The organism is Salinibacterium sp. GXW1014, assembly GCF_044769865.1.
In the GTDB taxonomy this organism is placed as follows: Bacteria; Actinomycetota; Actinomycetes; order Actinomycetales; family Microbacteriaceae; genus Homoserinimonas.
In genome coordinates, this window is sequence record NZ_JBIZWA010000001.1 from 1,014,385 (window position 1) to 1,033,844 (window position 19,460).

At 69.6% G+C, this 19,460-nt stretch carries 23 protein-coding genes; all 23 read left to right on the forward strand.

The window, feature by feature from the left end; all coding sequences use genetic code 11:
- Window positions 1-6 precede the first annotated feature (6 nt).
- The 23 genes from ACIQK7_RS05095 to ACIQK7_RS05205 all read left to right on the forward strand — a co-directional run bounded on the left by ACIQK7_RS05095 (window position 7) and on the right by ACIQK7_RS05205 (window position 19,459).
- A complete protein-coding gene (locus tag ACIQK7_RS05095) occupies window positions 7-348 on the forward strand; it encodes a flagellar basal body protein (protein ID WP_325209825.1) in 342 nt (113 codons plus the stop codon).
- A gap of 16 nt (window positions 349-364) precedes the next feature.
- Window positions 365-757 (forward strand): flagellar basal body rod protein FlgC, encoded by a 393-nt coding sequence (locus ACIQK7_RS05100; RefSeq protein ID WP_403021916.1) that lies wholly within the window; start codon window positions 365-367, stop codon window positions 755-757.
- Window positions 757-1,101: a flagellar hook-basal body complex protein FliE gene (gene fliE / locus ACIQK7_RS05105; RefSeq protein WP_403023988.1), complete on the forward strand. Its 345-nt coding sequence runs from the start codon at window positions 757-759 to the stop codon at window positions 1,099-1,101. The genes ACIQK7_RS05100 and fliE overlap by 1 nt, the downstream gene beginning before the upstream one ends.
- A complete protein-coding gene (fliF, locus tag ACIQK7_RS05110) occupies window positions 1,101-2,699 on the forward strand; it encodes a flagellar basal-body MS-ring/collar protein FliF (RefSeq protein ID WP_403021918.1) in 1,599 nt (532 codons plus the stop codon). The genes fliE and fliF overlap by 1 nt, the downstream gene beginning before the upstream one ends.
- On the forward strand, window positions 2,696-3,718 hold the full coding sequence (gene fliG, locus ACIQK7_RS05115; RefSeq protein WP_403021919.1) for a flagellar motor switch protein FliG: 1,023 nt from the start codon (window positions 2,696-2,698) through the stop codon (window positions 3,716-3,718). The genes fliF and fliG overlap by 4 nt, the downstream gene beginning before the upstream one ends.
- The gene (locus ACIQK7_RS05120; protein ID WP_403021921.1) at window positions 3,708-4,319 is read left to right on the forward strand and encodes a FliH/SctL family protein; all 612 of its coding nucleotides are present in this window, start codon (window positions 3,708-3,710) and stop codon (window positions 4,317-4,319) included. Before fliG ends, ACIQK7_RS05120 begins: the two co-directional genes overlap by 11 nt.
- A complete protein-coding gene (locus tag ACIQK7_RS05125) occupies window positions 4,316-5,698 on the forward strand; it encodes a FliI/YscN family ATPase (RefSeq protein WP_403021923.1) in 1,383 nt (460 codons plus the stop codon). The genes ACIQK7_RS05120 and ACIQK7_RS05125 overlap by 4 nt, the downstream gene beginning before the upstream one ends.
- Window positions 5,695-6,129 carry a hypothetical protein gene (locus ACIQK7_RS05130; RefSeq protein ID WP_403021925.1) on the forward strand — a complete coding sequence of 145 codons (435 nt, stop codon included), beginning with the start codon at window positions 5,695-5,697 and terminating at the stop codon, window positions 6,127-6,129. The genes ACIQK7_RS05125 and ACIQK7_RS05130 overlap by 4 nt, the downstream gene beginning before the upstream one ends.
- Window positions 6,126-7,526 (forward strand): flagellar hook-length control protein FliK, encoded by a 1,401-nt coding sequence (locus tag ACIQK7_RS05135; RefSeq protein WP_403021926.1) that lies wholly within the window; start codon window positions 6,126-6,128, stop codon window positions 7,524-7,526. Before ACIQK7_RS05130 ends, ACIQK7_RS05135 begins: the two co-directional genes overlap by 4 nt.
- Window positions 7,527-7,555: 29 nt before the next feature.
- Entirely contained in the window at window positions 7,556-7,981 is a 426-nt protein-coding gene (locus tag ACIQK7_RS05140) for a flagellar hook assembly protein FlgD (protein ID WP_403021928.1), read from the forward strand.
- 34 nt (window positions 7,982-8,015) lie between these two features.
- Window positions 8,016-9,185 carry a flagellar hook protein FlgE gene (locus tag ACIQK7_RS05145; RefSeq protein ID WP_403021930.1) on the forward strand — a complete coding sequence of 390 codons (1,170 nt, stop codon included), beginning with the start codon at window positions 8,016-8,018 and terminating at the stop codon, window positions 9,183-9,185.
- Window positions 9,186-9,347: 162 nt separating this feature from the next.
- A complete protein-coding gene (locus ACIQK7_RS05150) occupies window positions 9,348-9,638 on the forward strand; it encodes a flagellar FlbD family protein (protein ID WP_403021932.1) in 291 nt (96 codons plus the stop codon).
- The gene (locus tag ACIQK7_RS05155; RefSeq protein ID WP_403021934.1) at window positions 9,638-10,480 is read left to right on the forward strand and encodes a motility protein A; all 843 of its coding nucleotides are present in this window, start codon (window positions 9,638-9,640) and stop codon (window positions 10,478-10,480) included. Before ACIQK7_RS05150 ends, ACIQK7_RS05155 begins: the two co-directional genes overlap by 1 nt.
- Window positions 10,477-11,280, forward strand: coding sequence for a flagellar motor protein MotB (locus ACIQK7_RS05160; RefSeq protein WP_403021936.1), 804 nt, complete (start codon window positions 10,477-10,479; stop codon window positions 11,278-11,280). Before ACIQK7_RS05155 ends, ACIQK7_RS05160 begins: the two co-directional genes overlap by 4 nt.
- A 118-nt stretch (window positions 11,281-11,398) precedes the next feature.
- Window positions 11,399-12,265, forward strand: coding sequence for a flagellar motor switch protein FliM (locus ACIQK7_RS05165; protein WP_403021938.1), 867 nt, complete (start codon window positions 11,399-11,401; stop codon window positions 12,263-12,265).
- Between the two features lie 48 nt (window positions 12,266-12,313).
- Window positions 12,314-13,021, forward strand: a complete 708-nt coding sequence (gene fliN / locus ACIQK7_RS05170; protein ID WP_325209838.1) for a flagellar motor switch protein FliN — start codon at window positions 12,314-12,316, stop codon at window positions 13,019-13,021.
- A gap of 13 nt (window positions 13,022-13,034) precedes the next feature.
- Window positions 13,035-13,511, forward strand: a complete 477-nt coding sequence (locus ACIQK7_RS05175; protein WP_403021940.1) for a FliO/MopB family protein — start codon at window positions 13,035-13,037, stop codon at window positions 13,509-13,511.
- 71 nt (window positions 13,512-13,582) lie between these two features.
- Window positions 13,583-14,308 (forward strand): flagellar type III secretion system pore protein FliP, encoded by a 726-nt coding sequence (gene fliP, locus ACIQK7_RS05180; RefSeq protein WP_147722988.1) that lies wholly within the window; start codon window positions 13,583-13,585, stop codon window positions 14,306-14,308.
- Window positions 14,308-14,580, forward strand: a complete 273-nt coding sequence (gene fliQ / locus ACIQK7_RS05185; protein WP_147719824.1) for a flagellar biosynthesis protein FliQ — start codon at window positions 14,308-14,310, stop codon at window positions 14,578-14,580. The genes fliP and fliQ overlap by 1 nt, the downstream gene beginning before the upstream one ends.
- Window position 14,581: 1 nt before the next feature.
- Complete coding sequence (gene fliR / locus ACIQK7_RS05190; RefSeq protein ID WP_403021943.1) at window positions 14,582-15,337, forward strand: flagellar biosynthetic protein FliR; 756 nt, start codon at window positions 14,582-14,584, stop codon at window positions 15,335-15,337.
- Window positions 15,338-16,468 (forward strand): flagellar biosynthesis protein FlhB, encoded by a 1,131-nt coding sequence (locus ACIQK7_RS05195; RefSeq protein WP_403021945.1) that lies wholly within the window; start codon window positions 15,338-15,340, stop codon window positions 16,466-16,468. It begins immediately after the preceding gene.
- Window positions 16,465-18,513: a flagellar biosynthesis protein FlhA gene (locus tag ACIQK7_RS05200; RefSeq protein WP_403021947.1), complete on the forward strand. Its 2,049-nt coding sequence runs from the start codon at window positions 16,465-16,467 to the stop codon at window positions 18,511-18,513. The genes ACIQK7_RS05195 and ACIQK7_RS05200 overlap by 4 nt, the downstream gene beginning before the upstream one ends.
- Window positions 18,488-19,459, forward strand: a complete 972-nt coding sequence (locus ACIQK7_RS05205) for a hypothetical protein (protein WP_403021949.1) — start codon at window positions 18,488-18,490, stop codon at window positions 19,457-19,459. The genes ACIQK7_RS05200 and ACIQK7_RS05205 overlap by 26 nt, the downstream gene beginning before the upstream one ends.
- Window position 19,460 lies beyond the last annotated feature (1 nt).

Sequence of the window (19,460 nt, forward strand, 5' to 3'; positions counted from 1 at the left end):
CACGCAGTGTTTGAATCTGTGACGTCACTTGCCCTCGGCAGCGCCCTCGATGGTCTCTCCGAGCGCCAGCGAGTGATCGCCAACAACATCGCGAACGTCAACACCCCCGGCTACAAGGCCCAGCGGGTGCTTTTCGAGGATGCCCTCGCCAAGTCGGTGCGCCAGGGTGACGGTGCCGTCGCCGCGACCGTCGCCGACTCCCTCGAACCCACCCGCCTCGACGGCAACAACGTGAACCTCGACACCGAGACGCTCTCCAACGTCGACACCCTCCTGCGCTACCAGTTCGCTGCGCGCGCGGTCGAGGGGCAGTTCACGAGCGTGCGCACAGCCCTGAGAACGAACTAGGACAGGGGACACACTCATGACCTTCGACGCAATCGGCATCGCCGGCACGGGACTCACCCTGCACCGCAAGTGGCTCGACGCCGTCTCCGACAACCTCGCCAACGTCAACACGGTGCGCGGCACCGACGACGAGGCGTTTCGCGCGCGGTACGTCGTCGCCCAGGCGGGCGAAGGCGCGACGGGCGTGTACGTGCAGGGTGCCGCCTACGGCGACGCCGAGGGCCGGGTCGTCTACGAGCCCGACCACCCCCTCGCCGACGAGGCCGGCTACGTGCGCTACCCCGAGATCGACATGGCCAGCCAGATGAGCCAGCTCATCATGGCCCAGCGCGGCTACCAGGCGAGTGCCGCGGTCGTCGACCGCGCCAAGGAGGCCTACCAGGCCGCAATCCAGATCGGACGTGCATGATGGCCATCCCCGCGATTCCCGCCCTCGGCGGCAGCGGTGCGTTCAGCATCGGCGAGCACGACCTCTCGATCCGTGGTGCGCTCGCCGCGACATCCGGTGCCGGCTCCGTGCAGTCGACGGATGGCGCGGCCTTCGGTAGCTCCCTCGCGGGGGCGATCGACGGCCTGCAGTCGCTGCAGTCGACCTCGAACGAGCTCGCGATCAAGGCCGTGACGGGTGACCTCAACGACATCCACGACGCCACCATCGCATCCACCCGTGCCGCCGTCACGCTCGAACTCATCGCGGCCGTGCGCAACAAGGGTGTCGACGCCTTCAACGAGATCATGAGGATGCAGGCCTAATGCCCACCCAGGTCACCTCCGCCTTCAAGCGGCTCGTCGCGGGCATTCGCGAATTCACGATCGCGCAGCGCACGCTCGCCCTCATCGGCGTCGCCGTGCTCGTGCTCGGTGCTGCCGGGCTCGGGCTGTGGCTCAGCAAGCCCTCCTACACGCCGCTGTTCACGGGTCTCGCGGCCGGTGACGCGAGCACGATCGTCGAGCAGTTGCAGGCCGACAGTGTGCCCTACGAGCTCACCGCGGGCGGCGCGACCATCCTCGTTCCCGAGGAGCACGTCTACGACCAGCGACTCAAGGCGGCCTCGGCCGGCCTGCCCTCCTCGAGCACTGGCGGCTACTCGCTGCTCGACGACATGGGCGTGACCTCCTCGGAGTTCCAGCAGTCCGTCACCTACAAGCGCGCCCTCGAGGGCGAGCTCGCATCGACGGTCGCCGCCCTCGATGGCGTGCGCACGGCATCCGTTCGTCTCGCGATCCCCGAGGAGACCGTGTTCGTGGCGCAGACGGCGTCGCCCACCGCATCGGTCTTCATCGAGACCGAGCGCGGCGTGAGCCTCAGCAGCGACCAGGTCGAGGCGATCGTGCACCTCACCTCGGCCTCGATCGAGGGCATGAAGGCCACGGATGTCGCGGTCATCGACGCCGCCGGAACCGTGCTGTCTGCCGTGGGCGTCGGCGCATCCGGCTCCACCTCGAAGCAGGCGAGCGACCACGAGGTGCGTGTGCAGGGTGCCGTGCAGGCCATGCTCGACCGCGTCGTCGGCCCCGGCAACGCCAGCGTCGCCGTGGCAGCCGACGTGAGCTACGAGTCCGCGGAACGGCTCGAGGAGTCGTACTCGGCGCCCGAGGAGGTTCCCGCGCTCAACGAGCAGATCGACCGCGAGACCTATACGGGCAGCGGCGACGGCACCCTCCAGGGCGGCGTGCTCGGCCCCGACAACATCGCCGTGCCCGGTGGCGCGGGCGATGGCGCCTACGAGAGCGAGTCGACCAACCGCAACAACGCCGTCAACAAGGTGACCGAGTCGCGCACGATCCCTGCCGGTTCCATCACCCGCCAGACCGTCTCGGTCGCCGTCAACGAGGAGGCCATCGGCGGCCTCACGGTGCCCGCGATCCGCGAGCTCGTCGCGGCTGCCGCCGGCGTCAACGTCGAGCGCGGTGACAACGTCGCGGTCGAGGTCGTGCCCTTCAACGCGACGGGAGCCGCGGCCGCCGCCGAAGCCCTCGCCGCAGCCGAAGCTGCCGCTGCCGCCGACCGCTGGATGGCCCTCGCGACCGTCGCCGTGATCGTCGCCGGCATCGCCCTCCCGGTCGTCATCGGCCTCGTCATGGTCTCCCGCAACCGCCGCCGGGCCCGCGAGGCGGGAGAACTCAAGCAGCTCTCCGACATCCTCGACGGCACGACCGTGCCGATGCAGCTGCAGATGCCGACGGAGCCCGTCGCCCCCATCGCCGCACCGACCGCTCCCGCCGGCCTGCCGAGCGGGGACGAGGAATCCGCACGCCGCCGCGCCGAGATCGAGGCGCTCGCCGCCGCCGACCCCAAGCGCACCGCCGAGTACCTGCGCGGCCTCATGGATGACGTGAGGACGCCATGACCGACGTGCAGACGCTCGGGCTGACCGGCACCCAGAAGGTCGCCGTCGTGCTCATGAACCTTGAGCACAATCGCGCCGCCGAGGTGCTCAAGCAGTTCACCGAGACCGAGGCCGAGGAGATCGTCGCCGAGATCGTGCGCATGAAGCGCGTCGACGCGATGGTCGCCGATCGGGCGCTCACCGAGTTCCACGAGGTTGCGACCCGCGGCACCGCCAATGCGCGCGGTGGCCGTGACATCGCGGTCGGCCTCCTGGAGGCATCCTTCGGTGCGGAGCGCGCGGCGGGCGTCATGAACCGCGTCGCCTCCTCCATGGCGGGCAAGGCCTTCGAGTTCATCGAGGCGGTCGAGCCTGGCCAGATCATCACGCTGCTTGAGGGCGAACTCCCCCAGACCGTCGCCCTCGTGCTCGCGCACCTGCGCCCGGAACAGGCATCCGCCATCCTCTCCGGCCTCGACGATGACGTGCGCACCGAGGTGGCCCACTGCATCGCGACCATGAACAGCGCGACCCCCGAGGCCGTGCGCGTCGTCGCCGACACCCTCAAGTCCCGCGCCGGCGCGGTCGTCTCCACGCGTGACGCCGTCGAGATCGTCGGCGGCGTGCAGCCCCTCGTCGACATCATCAACCGCTCGAGCGTCGCGACCGAGAAGGCGCTGCTCGACGCCCTCGACGAGCGCGACCCCGAACTCGCAGAAGAGGTGCGCTCGCGGATGCTCACCTTCGCCGACATCGTCAAGCTCGAGAAGCGCGACGTGCAGCAGGTGCTGCGCGGCATCGACGCCGCCGTGCTCGCGATCGCCATGAAGGGCAGCCCCGAGACCGTCATCGAGGTCATCCGCTCCAACCTGTCGGAACGCAACCGGGAGATCCTCGACGACGAGACGAAGGCGCTCGGGCCGCTGCGGCTCTCGCAGGTCGAGGAGGCGCGCTCGCAGATCGTGCGCGCCATCCGCGACCTCGAATCGGAGGGCGCCATCACGGTGCAGCGCGCCGAGGAGGAAGACTATGTCTACTGAGGCCGCCTTCTCACCGCTCAGCTTTCCCGCCCTCGGCAGCACCCCGGGACTCGTCGAGGCGCAGGCGCGCACGCGCGGCCACGCCTCCGGCTACGCCGCCGGGATGCGCGCCGCGGAAGAGACCCTGCAGGCGCAGCGTGAGCGTGCCGCCGCCGAGCACGCCGCCCTCATGGCGGCGACCCGCGAACGAGCGGATGCCCTGACGACTCTCCTCAGCAGCGCACTCACGGCCGTCAACGACCGGACGGCCCCCGTGCTCGCCGACGCACAGAACGCCATCGCCGAAGCATCCGTGACCCTCGCCGAGGCGATCATCGGCGTCGAGCTCGCCGACGGGCCCACGAGCGCCCGCGCCGCCATCACGCGCGCCCTCGAGCAGGTCGACCCGGCCGTCGTCATCGCCGTGCGTTTGCACCCCGACACGCTCGCCGCGCTCGACAACCTCGAGGCGGGGCACCTGCCCGAGACCATCAGCTTCATCGCCGACCCCAGCCTCGCCCCCGGCGACGCCGTCGCCGAACTGCCGGACGGTCACCTCGACGCGCGCATCCGCGCCGCCGTCGACCGTGCCCGCACGGCACTCCTGGACGGACCCGCATGAGCAGCCCCGCGCCCGCCGCGGTGAGGGCGCCGCGCTCAACAGCTCCGGGTGGGGTGGCCGCGCCCGCCATACTCGGCGCGCGCCTGAATGAGGCCGTGCGGGCTGGCCGTCCGCAGCGCGTCGGCCGCGTCGCATCCGTCGTCGGCCTCGGCCTCGAGGTCATCGGGGTCGACTGCGCCGTCGGCGACCTCGTCACGATCGGCGACCACACCCCCGTCGAAGCGGAGGTCATCGCGACGACCCGCGACGGTGTGCGCTGCATGCCGTTGGGCCGCCTCACGGGAGTGCAGCCGGGCGCCGCCGCCAGGGCCAAGGGCCGGCCCATGCTCGTGCCCGTCGGCCGTGGCCTCCTCGGCCGTGTCATCGACGGCCTCGGCCGCCCCATCGACGGCAAGGGGCCGATCGACGCGAAGGAGTGGGTTCCCCTCCACAATGACACCCCGCCCGCCATGCAGCGGGCCCGCATCGACACGCCGCTCTCGCTCGGCGTGCGGGTGCTCGACACGCTCACGACGGCGGGCCGCGGCCAGCGGCTCGGCCTGTTCGCCGGTTCCGGCGTCGGCAAGTCGTCGCTGCTCTCCATGATCGCCCGCGGCACCGAGGCCGAGGTCAGTGTCATCGCCCTAGTGGGGGAGCGCGGCCGCGAGGTGCGGGAGTTTCTCGAGGACGACCTCGGCGCGGAGGGTCTCGCCCGCTCGATCGTCGTCGTCTCGACCTCCGACGAGCCCGCCCTCATGCGCCTGCGCGCGGCTTTCGTCGCGACCCGCATCGCGGAGGGCTTCCGCGAGCACGGCGCCGACGTGACGCTCATGATGGACTCCCTCACCCGCGTCGCCATGGCGCAGCGCGAGATCGGGCTCTCCGTCGGCGAACCACCGGCCACGCGCGGCTACCCGCCATCGACCTTCTCCCTGCTCGCGCAACTGCTCGAGCGGGCCGGCACCGCGGCATCCGGCTCGGTCACCGGCATCTACACCGTGCTCGTCGACGGCGACGACCACAACGAGCCCATCGCGGACGCCGCCCGCTCGATCCTCGACGGGCACGTCGTGCTCGACCGCAAGCTCGCCGTCAACGGGCATTTCCCGAGCGTCGACGCCCTCGGGTCCGTCTCGCGCGTCGCCAGCCGCGTGACGACGGATGCCCGTGCCAAAGCCGCGACGACACTCCGCCGTGTGCTCTCCGCCCGCCGCTCCGCCCAGGACCTGCTCGACGTCGGCGCCTACCAGCGCGGCAGCAATCCGCTCGTCGACGCTGCCGTCGACCACGAGGCATCCATCAACGCATTCCTGCAGCAGTCGATGGGCGAACGCGCCACGGCCGAGGAATCGTGGCATCGCCTCGAGCGTCTCGTCGCCGCACTGGGGGTGAGCGCATGAGCAAGGGATTCTCGCTCGCCGGCCTCCTGAGGCTGCGCCACCTGCAGCAGGAACTCGCCGCAGGCGAACTCTCGAGCGCTCGCGGACGCCTCGACGAGAACTCGCTCGGCATCGAGCGTGCCCGCATCGCCCTTGGCGCCACGAGCACCGACGTCACCAGCACGGCCGTGCTCTACGCGGTCGCGGCGGGGCGCGCATCCCTGCGCAGCACCCTCTCCGACCTCACGGCCCTCGATGGCCAACTGCAGGGCGATGCGGATGCCGCGGCCGCCGCCTTCGCCGACGCCCGCGCCCAGACGATCGGGCTCGAGAAGCTCGAGCAGAAGCACGCCGAGGGGGTCGCTGCCGATGAGCTCAAGGCCGAGCAGGACGCCCTCGACGAGCTCGCCTCGACCGCGTGGCACCGCGACACGGAAGGAACCGAGTCATGAGCATGCTGAACCTCCTCGCCGGTGGGGTTGCGCGGGGTGGCGCTGCTTCTCCCTCATCTTCGGGCCCGAGCGACGCCGAGGGCTTCGGCGCCGCCATGCAGAGCGCCGTCGACCTGCTCGGCTCGGGCGTGACATCCGCTGAGACGACGGAATCTGTCGTTCCGGAGGCGCAGGAAGCACAGAATGCGTCCACTCAGGCGCCGACGGATGCTCCGGCGCCCCTATCGCTCGGGTCCGCGGTCCTCGCCCTCGGCGTGCCCGCTGGTGCCACAGTGTCGGGCGGCTCGGCGATCGCCGCGAGTACTTCGAGCACGGATGCCACCGCCATCAGCAGCACGTCCCCGGCCCTGTCTGGCGCGGCTGAGGCCGGAAGCGAGTCGTCTTCGCACCACGCTGCCGCGGCACCTGGCATGACTGCGGCGATGCCGGCCACCCCTGCAGCTGCAGGGGCGACTGCGACTGTCGTGCCTTGGGGTGCTGCCGTGGCATCCGTGGTTCCAACCGCTGGGATCACCGGTGCTGCCGCGTCGGCCGCGTCGACCACGAGCGTCGCCGCCGCTTCCGCGGTTGCGCCTGCCCGGGTCGCCGGCGTCGCCGACACCGACGCGCGCGGCCTCGCCAGAACCGCCACGGTGCTCGCCGACACCGAGACAGCCCCGGGCACCCGCCCGACGACTGCCGGGCAGTCCCCGGTGGCCCACGCTGCCGCCGCAACGTTCACACCGTCCGCCTCGCCGACCCACGCCGCCGCGAGCGCCAGCGCTGAGCCTGCACAACGCGGCCCAGAAGCCGCGAGTGCCGACGCTTTGCGCAGTCTCACGCGAGTCGACGGGGCCGGGGCGGCCGTCGCACCGGGTGCCGCGACATCCGTCAGCCAGGCGAGCCCAGCGCCGGCCCCCGCGCCGACACCCGTGCCCCAGGACTTCTCGGCGCAGCTCGCCCGGCCGATCGCCAACATCCGTAGTGCGGGCGCGGGCGAACACGTCATCACCGTCAACGTGACCCCCGAGAACCTCGGCCCCGTCACGGTGCGCGCCCACCTCGGCGCCGACGGGATGCGCATCGAACTGCTCGCGCCGAGCGAGGCAGGGCGGGAGGCCCTCAAGGCGATCCTCGGCGACCTGCGCCGCGACCTCGCCGGACTCGGCGTTGCCACCCCGTCGCTCAGCACGGGCGGGCAGAGCGGCAACGCCACCCTGAACCTCGGCGACAGTCAGGGCCAGACGCAGGGCGGGCAGGCCCAAGGCGGACAGACACCGGGCGGGCGCGACGGGCAAGGCGCCGCTGCGCGCAACCCGGGCGCCGCCGCTGGCAACCACGGGGATGCGCTGGCATCCGAGACGACCCACGACCGCGGCATCCGCGGCCTCGCCACCGGCATCGACGTGCTGGCCTGAGGCACCGGACCCGAGAAAGAAGGAACAGTATGGCAATCGAACCCGCCGCGGCCGTCACAGCGACGAGCATGTACACCGCCAACGCCGCCACCCGCGCGCCTAAGCAGACGATGGACAGCGAGGTGTTCCTCTCGCTCCTCGTCACGCAGCTGCGCAACCAGGACCCCAGCTCGCCCATGGACACCAACCAGATGATCAGCCAGACCACCCAGCTGGCCTCCATGGAGCAACTCACCACCCTCACAACGCTGAACGAGGAGAACTTCTCGTTGCAGATGCGCATCGCCGCGGCATCCCTTGTCGGCAAGGAGGTCTCCTACGAGAAGGACGGCAAGACCGTGACAGGCATCGCCGACAAGGTCTCCTTCGCCGACTCCGTGCCCACCGTCTCCATCGGTGGCGTCGAGATCGCCCTCGACTCCATCTCCGGCGTGACCACCAAGTCCGCCGCCTGAACTTCACGAACCCACCACTGAAAGGTCAACCACCATGCTTCGCTCGCTCTACTCCGGCATTTCGGGCCTCCGCTCGCACCAGACCATGCTCGACGTGACCGGCAACAACATCGCCAACGTCAACACGACCGCGTTCAAGTCGTCGGCAACCCAGTTCCAGGACACGCTGTCGCAGCTCACGCAGGGCGCCGCGGGCCCGCAGGCGGAGCAGGGCGGCACCAACCCGGCCCAGATCGGCCTCGGCGTGCGCGTCGCCGGCATCTCCACCAACTTCGCGCAGGGATCCGCACAGGCCACCGGCCGCTCGACCGACATGATGATCTCGGGCGACGGCTTCTTTGTTACCCGCTCCGGCGGCGACACCCTCTACACGCGCGCCGGCAACTTCGACATCGACCCCCAGGGCCGCCTCGTCACGCCCGATGGCTCCATCGTGCAGGGCTGGACGGCGCAGAACGGCGTCATCCAGGACGGTGGCGCGATCGGCAACATCAGCCTGCCGCTCGACAGCCTCTCGCCCGCCGTGCCCACGGGGACCGCCACCTTCGGCGGCAACCTGCCCTCCGAGGCCGAGCTCGGCACGACCCTGGTGCGCGACACCGAGATCTTCGACGCTGACGGCAACGCGGCAACGCTCACCTTCACCTTCACCCGCTCCGCCGCCGGGTGGGATGTCTCGGGCGACGGTGGCACCACGACCCTCGGCACTCTCGAGTTCACCGAGGGCGCACTCACCTCCACCGGCAACGTCTTCAACGTCGGTGGCATCGACGTGGACATGACCCAGTTGACCGGCTTCGCTGGCCTGACCACCGCATCCGTCACCAACCAGGACGGCCGCAAGGCCGGAACGCTGCAGTCGTTCACCCTCTCGGCTGACGGCACGCTCGTCGGTTCGTTCAGCAACGGCGCATCCGAGGCCATCGGCCGCATCGCGCTCGCGAACTTCGCCAACCCGGGCGGTCTCGAGAAGGCCGGCAACTCGTCGTACCGCGCGACCTTCAACTCGGGCAACCCCGAGCTGGGCACCGCCGGCAATGGCGCGCTCGGCAAGCTCACTGCCGGCGCGCTCGAGATGTCGAACGTCGACCTCTCGCAGGAGTTCACGAACCTCATCGTCGCGCAGCGCGGCTTCCAGGCGAACGCCCGCATCATCACGACCTCCGACGAGGTGCTGCAGGAGCTCACCAACCTCAAGCGCTAACCCTCGTTCACGGCGCCGTCCTCACCTCCGGGTGGGGGCGGCGCTGTTGCGTTCCAGACGTGAAGACGTCAGTCACCACCTAACGGATGCGCGCCCCCGGCCGACAGTGTCCTGTGCATGCCCAGGATGGGCAGCTGAGTACGAGACCTATGGATGGGCCCGATGATTGTCGTTACGCGTTTGAACGATCGCCAGTTTGCGATCAACCCTGATCTCATCGAGCGCATCCACGCGAGCCCCGACACGACCCTCGTCATGGTCGACGGCGCCAAGTACATCGTGACCGAGTCGATGACCGAGGTCATTGAGCGCATCGCCCTCTACCGGGCCCGCGTCATCGCCCTCGCCCACTCGAACTCCGCGGCCGAGCCTTCCGCCCCCCACCTCGGCATCGTGACGGATGCCGACGCCGACGAGGCCGTCGCCCGCATCTCCGGCCCGAGGAAGATCTGATGGATCTCGCAACCATCATCGGCATCGGGCTCGCTTTCGGTGCCCTCTACGCCATGATCACGATCGAGGGCGCCCATGTGAGCTCCCTCCTGCTGCCGGCTCCCATGATCCTCGTGTTCTTCGCGACGATCGCGATCGGCGTCGCCGGCGGCACGATCAGGGATGCGATCAACTCCTTCAAGGAGGTGCCCGCAGCGTTCAAGGGCGGCGCGACCTACAAGCCGCAGGAGGTCATCGACCAGGTCGTCGGCCTCGCCGAGAAGGCTCGCAGCGAGGGCCTGCTCGCCCTCGAGCAGGAGGCCGAGCAGATCAAGGACCCGTTCCTGAAGGGGGCCCTGCAGAACATCGCCGACGGCACCGATGGCGAGGAACTGCGCATCATGCTCGAGGACGAGATGGAGTCCCGCGCGAGCACCCGGCGCACGGCAGCCAAGTTCTTCGGCGCCCTCGGCGGCTACGCCCCCACGGTCGGCATCATCGGCACCGTCGTCTCGCTGACGCACGTGCTCGAGAACCTTTCGCAGCCCGATGAGCTCGGCCACATGATCGCGGCGGCCTTCGTGGCGACCCTCTGGGGACTGCTGTCGGCGAACTTCATCTGGCTGCCGATCGGCACCCGCATCCGTCGCCTCAACGAGATCGACCAGGAGCGCATGACGCTGCTCATGGAGGGTGTGCTCGCCGTGCAGGCGGGGAGCCAGCCGCGACTGCTGGGCGAGCGGCTCAAGGCCATGGTGCCGGCGGATTCGCTGAAGGGCGCGAAGACGAAGGATGCCAAGGGTGACGCGGGCAAGAAGGCGAAGGCGCCCAAGGCTGCGAAGGCAGACAAGGCGGCAGCATGAGCATGCCGCGGCGCCGCAAGAAGCACGTCGAGCCGGAGCATGAGGGCCCAGACGAGCGCTGGATGGCGTCGTACATGGACATGGTCACGGTGCTCATGTGCCTCTTCATCGTGCTCTTCGCGATGTCGGCGGTCGACCAGGAGAAGTTCAACGCCCTCAAGAACTCGCTCGCGACGGGGTTCGGCCAGGAGGAATCTGAGAACCGGGATGTCTCGACCGGCGTCGTCGTGCCCGCCGATCTCGTCTCGGAGGAGGGTGAGGGGTTCACCGACATCCAACTCGCCCTGGAGGAGGTCGAGGAGCTTGAGGCGCTGCGCGAGCAGATCCGCAGCAATCTCACCGCGAACGGCCTCCAGGACACCGTGTCGTTCACGATCGACGAGCGCGGCCTGACGGTGCGCCTCGTCGGTTCCGAGACCTTCTTCGACACCAACCGCACGGAGCTCGCCCCGACGGCCGTCGGCGTGCTCAACGCGACCGGTCCCGCCATCGCAAAGAGCCGCTACAGCGTCTCCGTCGAGGGACACGCGGATGCCCGGCCCTCCGTCGCACCCTTCCCCACCAACTGGGAGCTCGCGTCCGGCCGGGCCACGACGGTGCTGCGGTACCTCGTCGAGGCAACGGGGGTGCCGGCACAGCGCATCGGATCGGTCGGCTTCGGTGCGGCGCGGCCACTCGTGCCCGAGACATCCGCCGCGGCGCAGGCCACCAACCGCCGCGTCGACATCGTCGTGCTGTCGGCCTTGCCCGAGGCGGTGCGCTCACTCATCCCCTCGATCGTCGCGGAGGGCGCCGGTTGAGCTGATCTCGTGACCTGTTGAGTGTGGTTGCCGCACCACCGAGAACCGGCGACTTACCGTTCCATGGCGCCTGCCGATAGTGCTCCTTGTGACGGTCCAGAAACATGATGGCGCGAGCGTGTCCTCGCGCACCCAGGGCACGGTCGAGGTCTACGACTTCCGCCGCCCCACGACGCTCGTGCGCGAACACTCGCGCGTGCTGGAGCTCGCCTTCGAGACCTTCGCCCGCCAGTGGGGCACGCAGCTCACCGCAAAGGTGCGCGTCTTCTCGCAGGTCACCTGCACGCAGGTGCTGATGTTCACCTACGACGAGTACGCGGCATCCCTCCCGTCGACGACGGCCATGGTGCTCGTGACGGTCGAGGGCGTGACGCCTCGCGCGGTCATCCAGTACCCGACATCCGCTGCCCTCACCTGGGTGAGCTGCATGCTTGGCGGCCGCGGCACGGTCGTGACCGAGGAGCGCCAGTTCACCCAGATCGAGCGTGAGCTGGTCGGCCGCCTCATGGATGACGCGCTCGAAGATCTTCGCTACTCACTCGGCTCGCTGCTCGTGCGCCGCATCGCGGTGGGTGGCTTCCAATACAACTCGCAGTTCGCGCAGGCCGCCGCAACGACGGATCTCATGATCGTCGCGAGCTTCACGATCAAGGTCGGCGAGTCGGTCTCGGCCGCGACGGTCGCAATTCCGGCCGAAGTGCTGCTGCCGCAGCTTGGCGAGGCCAACCCCACGAGCTCGATCGAGGATGCGCCGCGCATCATGCGCGAGCAGGTCGTCTCGACCCCCGTGTCGGTCTCGCTTCGCCTCGAGCCGGCCATGGTGCGGCCCTCAGCCGTGCTCAACCTCGCGGTGGGCGACATCCTGCCGATCCCACACCCTCAGCACCGCCCGCTCGAGGTCGCCGTCGAGGGCACCCCGCTCGCGCGTGCGGCCGTCGGGGCCAACGGTTCACGCCTCGCGTGTGTCGTTGTCGGCACCGACTGAGCCGCCCACCCTTTCGACTTCTTCACCACCACCGCCGGAGAGAACATCATGGCCACCACGACACCCACCCTTCAGTCCGCCGCAGCCGACGCGCTCGTGCAGCACCTGCCGACGACCGGCATTCTCGTGCCGTCGATGCTGCCGAGTGGCGTCTCCGCCGCATCGCGCGCCTCGTCGGCGCTGACGGCGTCGTTCGTCGGCGAGCAGGCGGCCGACCTCGCCCTCGTGCTGCTCGACGCGCAGTCCCTCCAGGAGGCCGCGGGCAGCGACACGGTCGTCTCGAGCGGCGACGTCGTGCGTCCCGCCCTCGAGGCTGCCGCCGAGGTGCTCGGCAGCGGCGTGCTCGGCGACGTGTCGGAGTCGGATGCCTCTGCCCTCTTCTCCGACCGCAACAGCACGGTCTTCGAGCTCACCGCCGACGGTGTCGCGGTCGGCTGGTTCGCGATCCGCATCCGCGAGGGCGGGGCGGTCGTGGGCGCGAGCCGCAAGTCCAACGAGGAGGTCGTCGGAAAGCTCGGGCGCATCAACAATGTCGAGATGGCGCTCACGGTCGAGATCGGCCGCACCCGCATGTCGGTGCGCGACGTGCTCGGCCTCGAGCCGGGCGCCGTCATCGAGCTCGACCGCTCCGCCGGCGCCCCCGCCGACATCCTGCTCAACGGCCGACTGATCGCGCACGGCGAGATCGTCGTGATCGACCAGGACTACGCCGTGCGCATCACCACGATCCTCGACGTCGCCGACGGCCTCAGCTGACATGGATGCTGTCATGATCGGGCTCCGCGTGCTCGTGAGCCTCGGGGCCGTGCTCGCGCTGCTGTGGTGGCTGCATCGCCGGCTCACCGCCGGCCCGCGCGCCCGCGCCGCGTCGCCCGTCTCGGTCGTCGCCAAGCAGGGCATCGGGGCAAAGGCATCCGTCGTCGTCATCGATGTCGAGGGCAGCCGGCTCGTGCTCGGCGTGACCGAGCAATCGGTCAGCGTGCTGCAGTCGGGTGAGACGCCCGCGCCCGCCGTGGAGTTCGCCAAGTCGATGGATGCCGCAACCTCGAGCGGTCCCGCGCCGATCGAGCTCTTCGGGAGCCCGAAGGGTGCCCAGTTCACGCCGGCCCAGTTTGCCCGTCGAGCGGGGTTCGGTTTCTTCAACCCGACTTCGCAGGCTCAGTCGGCGCTGGGGTCGCGCGATCGCTGGCGCGATCGCCTTAGCTCCACCGCGCAGGCCGCGACGACCCTCAGGCGTGCACGGTGAGAGCAGTCCCGCCCACGGCGCTGCGCACGGTCGCGTTCGGCGTCGTTGCCGTCGCCGGCCTCGCGGTCGCGATGAACCTCGGGGCGCAGCCGGCCTACGCCGCCCCCGAGATCAACCCCTTCGACGAGGGCACGCCGGGCGTCTCGGTCGAGATCAACGGCCCCAACGGCACCCCGTCGTCATCGATCGTGACGCTCCTCGGCATCACGCTGCTGTCGGTCGCCCCCGCGATCCTGCTCATGATGACGTCGTTCACCAAGATCTTCGTCGTGCTTGCGATGACGCGAAACGCGCTCTCGCTGCCGAGCATCCCGCCCAACCAGGTGCTCGCCGGCCTCGCGCTCTTCCTCAGCCTGTTCATCATGGCGCCCGTCGTCGGCGAGATGAACGAGGTCGGCGTGCAGCCATACCTCGCGGGGACCATGACGTTCGGGCAGGCGCTGGAGGCGGCATCCGAACCCCTCCGCGCGTTCATGCTGTCGTTCACCCGCGAGGAGGACCTCGCCCTCATGACCCGCGCGGCAGGGCTCGAGAACCCGGAGGACCCGTCGACCGTTGAGCTCACGACGCTCATCCCCGCCTTCATGATCTCGGAGCTGCGTGCGGCCTTCATCATCGGCTTCGTCATCTTCGTGCCGTTCCTCGTGATCGACCTCGTCGTCGCGGCAGCCCTCATGTCGATGGGCATGATGATGCTCCCGCCCGTCATGATCTCGCTGCCCTTCAAGATCCTGCTCTTCGTGCTGGTCGACGGCTGGGGCCTCATCATCACCTCCCTCATCGAGAGTTACCGCTGATGGATGCCGGCGCAGTCCTCGACATCGCGATGCAGGGCCTCTTCGTGGCGGCAAAGCTCGCGGCCCCCATCCTCGTGACGGCACTCGTGGTCGGCTTCGCGATCTCGCTGCTGCAGTCGATCACGCAGATCCAGGAGGTGACCCTCTCGTTCGTGCCCAAGGCCGCGGCGGTCGGCGTCGCCCTCCTCGTGACGGGACACTGGATGATCAGCGAGATCATCGGCTTCACCCACCGCATCTTCGACATGATCCCCGCGCTGCTCGGGGGATGACATGGTGATGCTGGAACTCGCGTGGCTGGAGGCGGTCATGCTGGCCGCGGTGCGCATGACGGCGTTCATCGTCATCGCGCCACCGTTCTCCTACCGTGCGTTTCCCGCCCGGGTGAAGGCCATGCTCGCGGTCGGGCTCGCGCTCGCCGTGTCGCCGCGGGTCACCGCCGACTACGTCTCGCTGGATGACGCGGCCTTCTTCGGCGCGCTTGTGCAGGAGATCATCACGGGGGCGCTGCTCGGATTCCTCGTCTACGTGATCTTCTCGGCCGTGCAGTCGGCGGGAAGCCTCATCGACATGTTCGGTGGCTTCCAGATGGCGCAGGCCTACGACCCCGGCTCGATGGTCAACGGTGCGCAGTTCTCGCGGCTCTTCCACATGTCGGCGCTCGCCCTCATGATGAGCTCGGGCGCACACCTGCTCATCCTCTCCGGTCTCACCCGCTCCTTCACCGCCCTGCCCATCGGCGGCGCGATCGACCTCGCGTCCTCGGCCGAGTCCATCGTGCTCGCGGTCTCCGAAATGTTCCTCGCGGCCGTGCAGATCGCAGGCCCGCTCCTCGTCGTGTTGTTCCTCGCCGACGTCGGGCTCGGGCTCCTCACGCGAGTGGCGCCCGCCCTCAACGCCTTCGCCCTCGGCTTCCCGCTCAAGATCTTCCTCACGCTCACCCTCGCCGTCGTCGTCTTCGCGGCGCTGCCCGGGGTTGTGGCATCCCTCACCGACGGAGCCGTCGACACGCTCATGGGGGTGAGGTAGATGGCCGACGAGCCCGCAGGCGAAAAGACAGAACAAGCGACCGAGAAGCGCATGAAAGATGTGCGCGAGAAGGGTCAGCTCTCCAAGTCGCAGGACCTCACCGCGTGGCTCGGCATCGGAGCCGCCGCCATCATGCTCCCGGCCACCATCGCGCTCGGCTCGACCGCCGCGACGGAGCAGATGTTCGCGGTCGCGCGCGTGGCCAGCGATGCTGATCCACTCGCCGCAGTCGACGCCCTCTGGAGTGGAATGGGCTCAGTGCTCGCAACGCTCGCGCCCATGCTGATCGCCGTGCTCGTGGCCGTCGTCGTCGGCGCCGTCGCGCAGGGCGGTGTGCACCTCAAGAAGTTCAAGCCGAAGATGGAGCAGTTCAACCTCGTCAAGGGCGTGGGGCGCACCTTCGGCACCCAGGCGCTCTGGCAGGGCGCGAAGGCCCTCATGAAGACCGTCGTCGTGGGTCTCGTGCTCTACTTCGTCATCCAGAACCTCATGCCCGTGCTCATGGCATCCGGTGGCAACTCCGTGCACGCCGTGCTCGAAGCCGCCGCCGGGGGCGTCGCCGCAATGCTGCAGTTCGCGATCGTCGCGGGGCTCGCGCTCGCCTTCGCCGACGTCTTCGTGGTCATGAAACGCAACCTGAAGAAGACGCGCATGACCAAGAAAGAGGTCAAGGACGAGCACAAGAACTCCGACGGCGACCCGCTCATCAAGGGCCAGCGCCGTGCACGCCAGCTCGCCATGAGCCGCAACCGGATGATCGCTGCCATCGGTGATGCCGACGTCGTGCTCGTCAACCCCACTCACGTCGCTGTCGCGCTCAAGTACGAGCCGGGCAAGTCCGCGCCCCGGGTCGTCGCGAAGGGCGCGGGCAATATCGCCGCGCGCATCCGTGAGGAAGCCGAGAAGAAGGGCGTGCCCATGGTGCGCGACGTTCCCCTCGCCCGTGCCCTCCATGAGGCGTGCGAGCTCGGCCAGGAGATCCCGGTCGACCACTATGACGCGGTCGCCCGCGTGCTCGCCTTCGTCATGGCGCTCAAGAAGCGCGGCGCTGCCGCGGGCGTCCACAGCATGACGGCGCTCGCCGGCGCCCCCACACGCAACACCATCACCGCCGCGAAAGGCCTCGCATGAAACAGACAATGAAGATGCTCGCCGTGCCGATCGGTGTGGTCGGCATCATCCTGCTCCTCGTTGTGCCCGTGCCGGCGGGGCTGCTCGACATGCTGCTCATCGTGAGCATCCTCTTCGCCCTCGTGATCCTGCTCACGAGCATGTTCGTCAAGAAGCCGCTCGACTTCTCGGTCTTCCCCTCGCTACTGCTCGTCGCGACGCTCTTCCGCCTCGGCCTCAACGTGGCATCCACCCGCCTCGTGCTCGGTGACGGCTACGCCGGCCAGGTCATCGAGGCGTTCGGGCACGTCGCCGTCGGCGGCTCGCTCATCATCGGCGCGGTCGTCTTCCTCATCCTCGTCGTCATCCAGTTCGTCGTCGTCACGAAGGGTGCCGAGCGCGTCGCCGAGGTCGGCGCCCGCTTCACCCTCGACGCCATGCCGGGCAAGCAGATGGCGATCGACGCCGACCTCAATGCGGGACTCATCACGGATGTCGAGGCACGCGAGCGCCGGGCATCCGTCGCCGCCGAGGCCGACTTCTACGGCGCGATGGACGGTGCCTCGAAGTTCGTCAAAGGTGACGCGATCGCCGGCATCGTCATCATCATCATCAACGTCATCGGCGGCATCGCCATCGGCATGGTGCAGCGCGGCATGGAGATCGGCGAGGCCGTCGAGACCTACACGCTCCTGACGATCGGTGACGGGCTCGTCACGCAGATTCCCGCCCTCCTGATGGCGGTCGCGACGGGCATGATCGTGACGCGGGCCAACGCCGAGTCCGACATGGGTTCCACGGCCTCGCAGCAGCTCACACAGTCGACGCCCGCGCTGCGCATCGCGGGCGGTGCGGCCATCATCATGGGGCTCATCCCCGGGATGCCGATCCTCCCCTTCGCGATCGTCGGGATCACGCTCATCATCGCGGCCCAACGGATCAAGGCCTCCGAGAAGGCCAAGGCGCTCGCCGAGGAACAGGCCGCCCTCGCGCCGGCCGCGCCGAAGGCCGAGACGCCGGAGGAACTCATCGAGCAGATGCGGGTGCACGCGCTCGAGATCCTGCTCGCGCCCGACCTCGTCGACCTCGTGACGGGCTCATCCGATGACCTCCTCGCCCGTGTGCGGGCGCTCCGTCGCAAGATTGCCTTCGACCTCGGCGTCGTCGTACCGCCCGTGCGAACCCGCGACAGCGTCGAGCTGCCCTCGGGCACCTACGTCATCCGCATCGCGGGCGTCGAGGCGGGCCGCGGCATCGCGCCGCGCGGCCGCGTGCTCGCCCTCGGCGACACCCTCGACTCGCTGCCCGGCACCAGCACGGTCGAGCCCGTCTTCGGGCTCGCGGGCAAGTGGGTGCCCGCCGAGATGCGGCACAGCGCCGAACTCGCGGGCGCCACCGTGATCGACCGTGTCTCGGTGCTCGTCACGCACCTCTCCTCCCTCGTCACGGGCAATGCAGCCCGCCTCCTCACCCGCGAGGATGTGCGCGTGCTCACGGAGGGCGTCAAGAGCGTCAACCCGTCGGCCGTCGACGAGCTCGTGCCGTCACTTCTCAGCCTCGCGGAGGTGCAGCGCGTGCTGCAGGGCCTTCTCTCGGAGCAGGTCGCCATCAATGACCTTCCCCGCATCTACGAGGCCCTCTCGCTGCGCGCCAAGGTCTCGACCGACCCCGAGGGGCTCATTGAGGCCGCGCGCCATGCCCTCGGCCCCGCGCTCGTGAGCCGTCACCTCGACGGCGCACTGCTTCGGGTCATCATGATCGACCCCGTGCTCGAGCAGTCCATGCTCGAGAGCATGCGCCCCTCCGAGCTCGGCACCCAGTTGCTGCTCGACCAGAACGCGATCGAGAACATCCTGAGCTCCCTCAAAGACACGGTCGCGCGGCTCGAGGCTGCCGGCAACTCGGCCGTGCTGGTGTGCGCGCCGGCCATCCGTCCCGCCGTGCGCCGCCTCGTCTCCGCCCAGTCGAACGGCCTCCCCGTGCTCTCCTACCAGGAGGTCACGACTGCGAATGTCGACATCGAGACTGTGGGGGTGATCCGTGTCTCCGCGCAGATTCCGGCTTGACGGCACCTCGCTCGCCGAGCTGCGGCAGCGCGTCACCGAGGAGCACGGCCCGGATGCGCGCATCATCGCGGCGGAGCAGATCACGACCGGCGGCGTCGCGGGCTTCTTCGCGAGCCGCCGCTTCCAGGTCACGGTCGAGGTTCCCGACGGCCCCACGCCGGCCGCCGATGCTCACGACCTCTCCAGCCGACTGACGGGCATCGCCGCCCTCCTGGAAGAAGCGGATGCCGCGGAGAGCGTTCTCAGCGGCCCGCCCGTCGGCACGGTGCTGCGTGACGATCCGTTCCGTTCCCGTGCCGCGGCGTCGTCCCTGCCCGCACCCGCACCCGATCCCACTCCTGTGACCGCCCCCGAACCCGAGCTCGTCTCCACCTCGACCCGCACCTTCGCCGAGGTGCTGGAAGACCTGCAGGCGGTGACTGACCACGAGCATCCGCCCCTCCCCGGCATGATCACCTCGCGCAGCAGCGGGATCATCGCGCCCATGCCACCCCTCGCCGACGGGGCGGGAGACCTTGTCGCCGTCATCGGCCTGCCCGCCGACGCACTCGCGGTCGCCAGGGCCATGTCGTTCAGCGTGCAGGCCGAGGTCGTCGTGAGCGGCGCGGCCCTCGCGGAGGGGCTTGAGCGCCTCGACGGGCGCCGCGACGCCATCACGGCGCGCGCAAAGGCAGTGCAGCGGGAACGCATCGTCGTCGTCGCCCACGGCATGAGTGCCCACGAGCCGACCCCCGCGCAGGCGCAGGCGCTCGCCGAGCTCAAGCCAGACCAGGTCTGGGTGGCCGTCGACGCGGGACGCAAGCACGAAGACACCGCGCGCTGGGTCAAGGCCGTCGGCGCGGTCGTCACCATCGACGCCGTCGCGGCCATCGGGCGGGACGGCACGAGCACTCCCGACACCGTGCGAGAGCTGGGGATGCCCGTGAGCTGGGTCTACGACGGTTAGG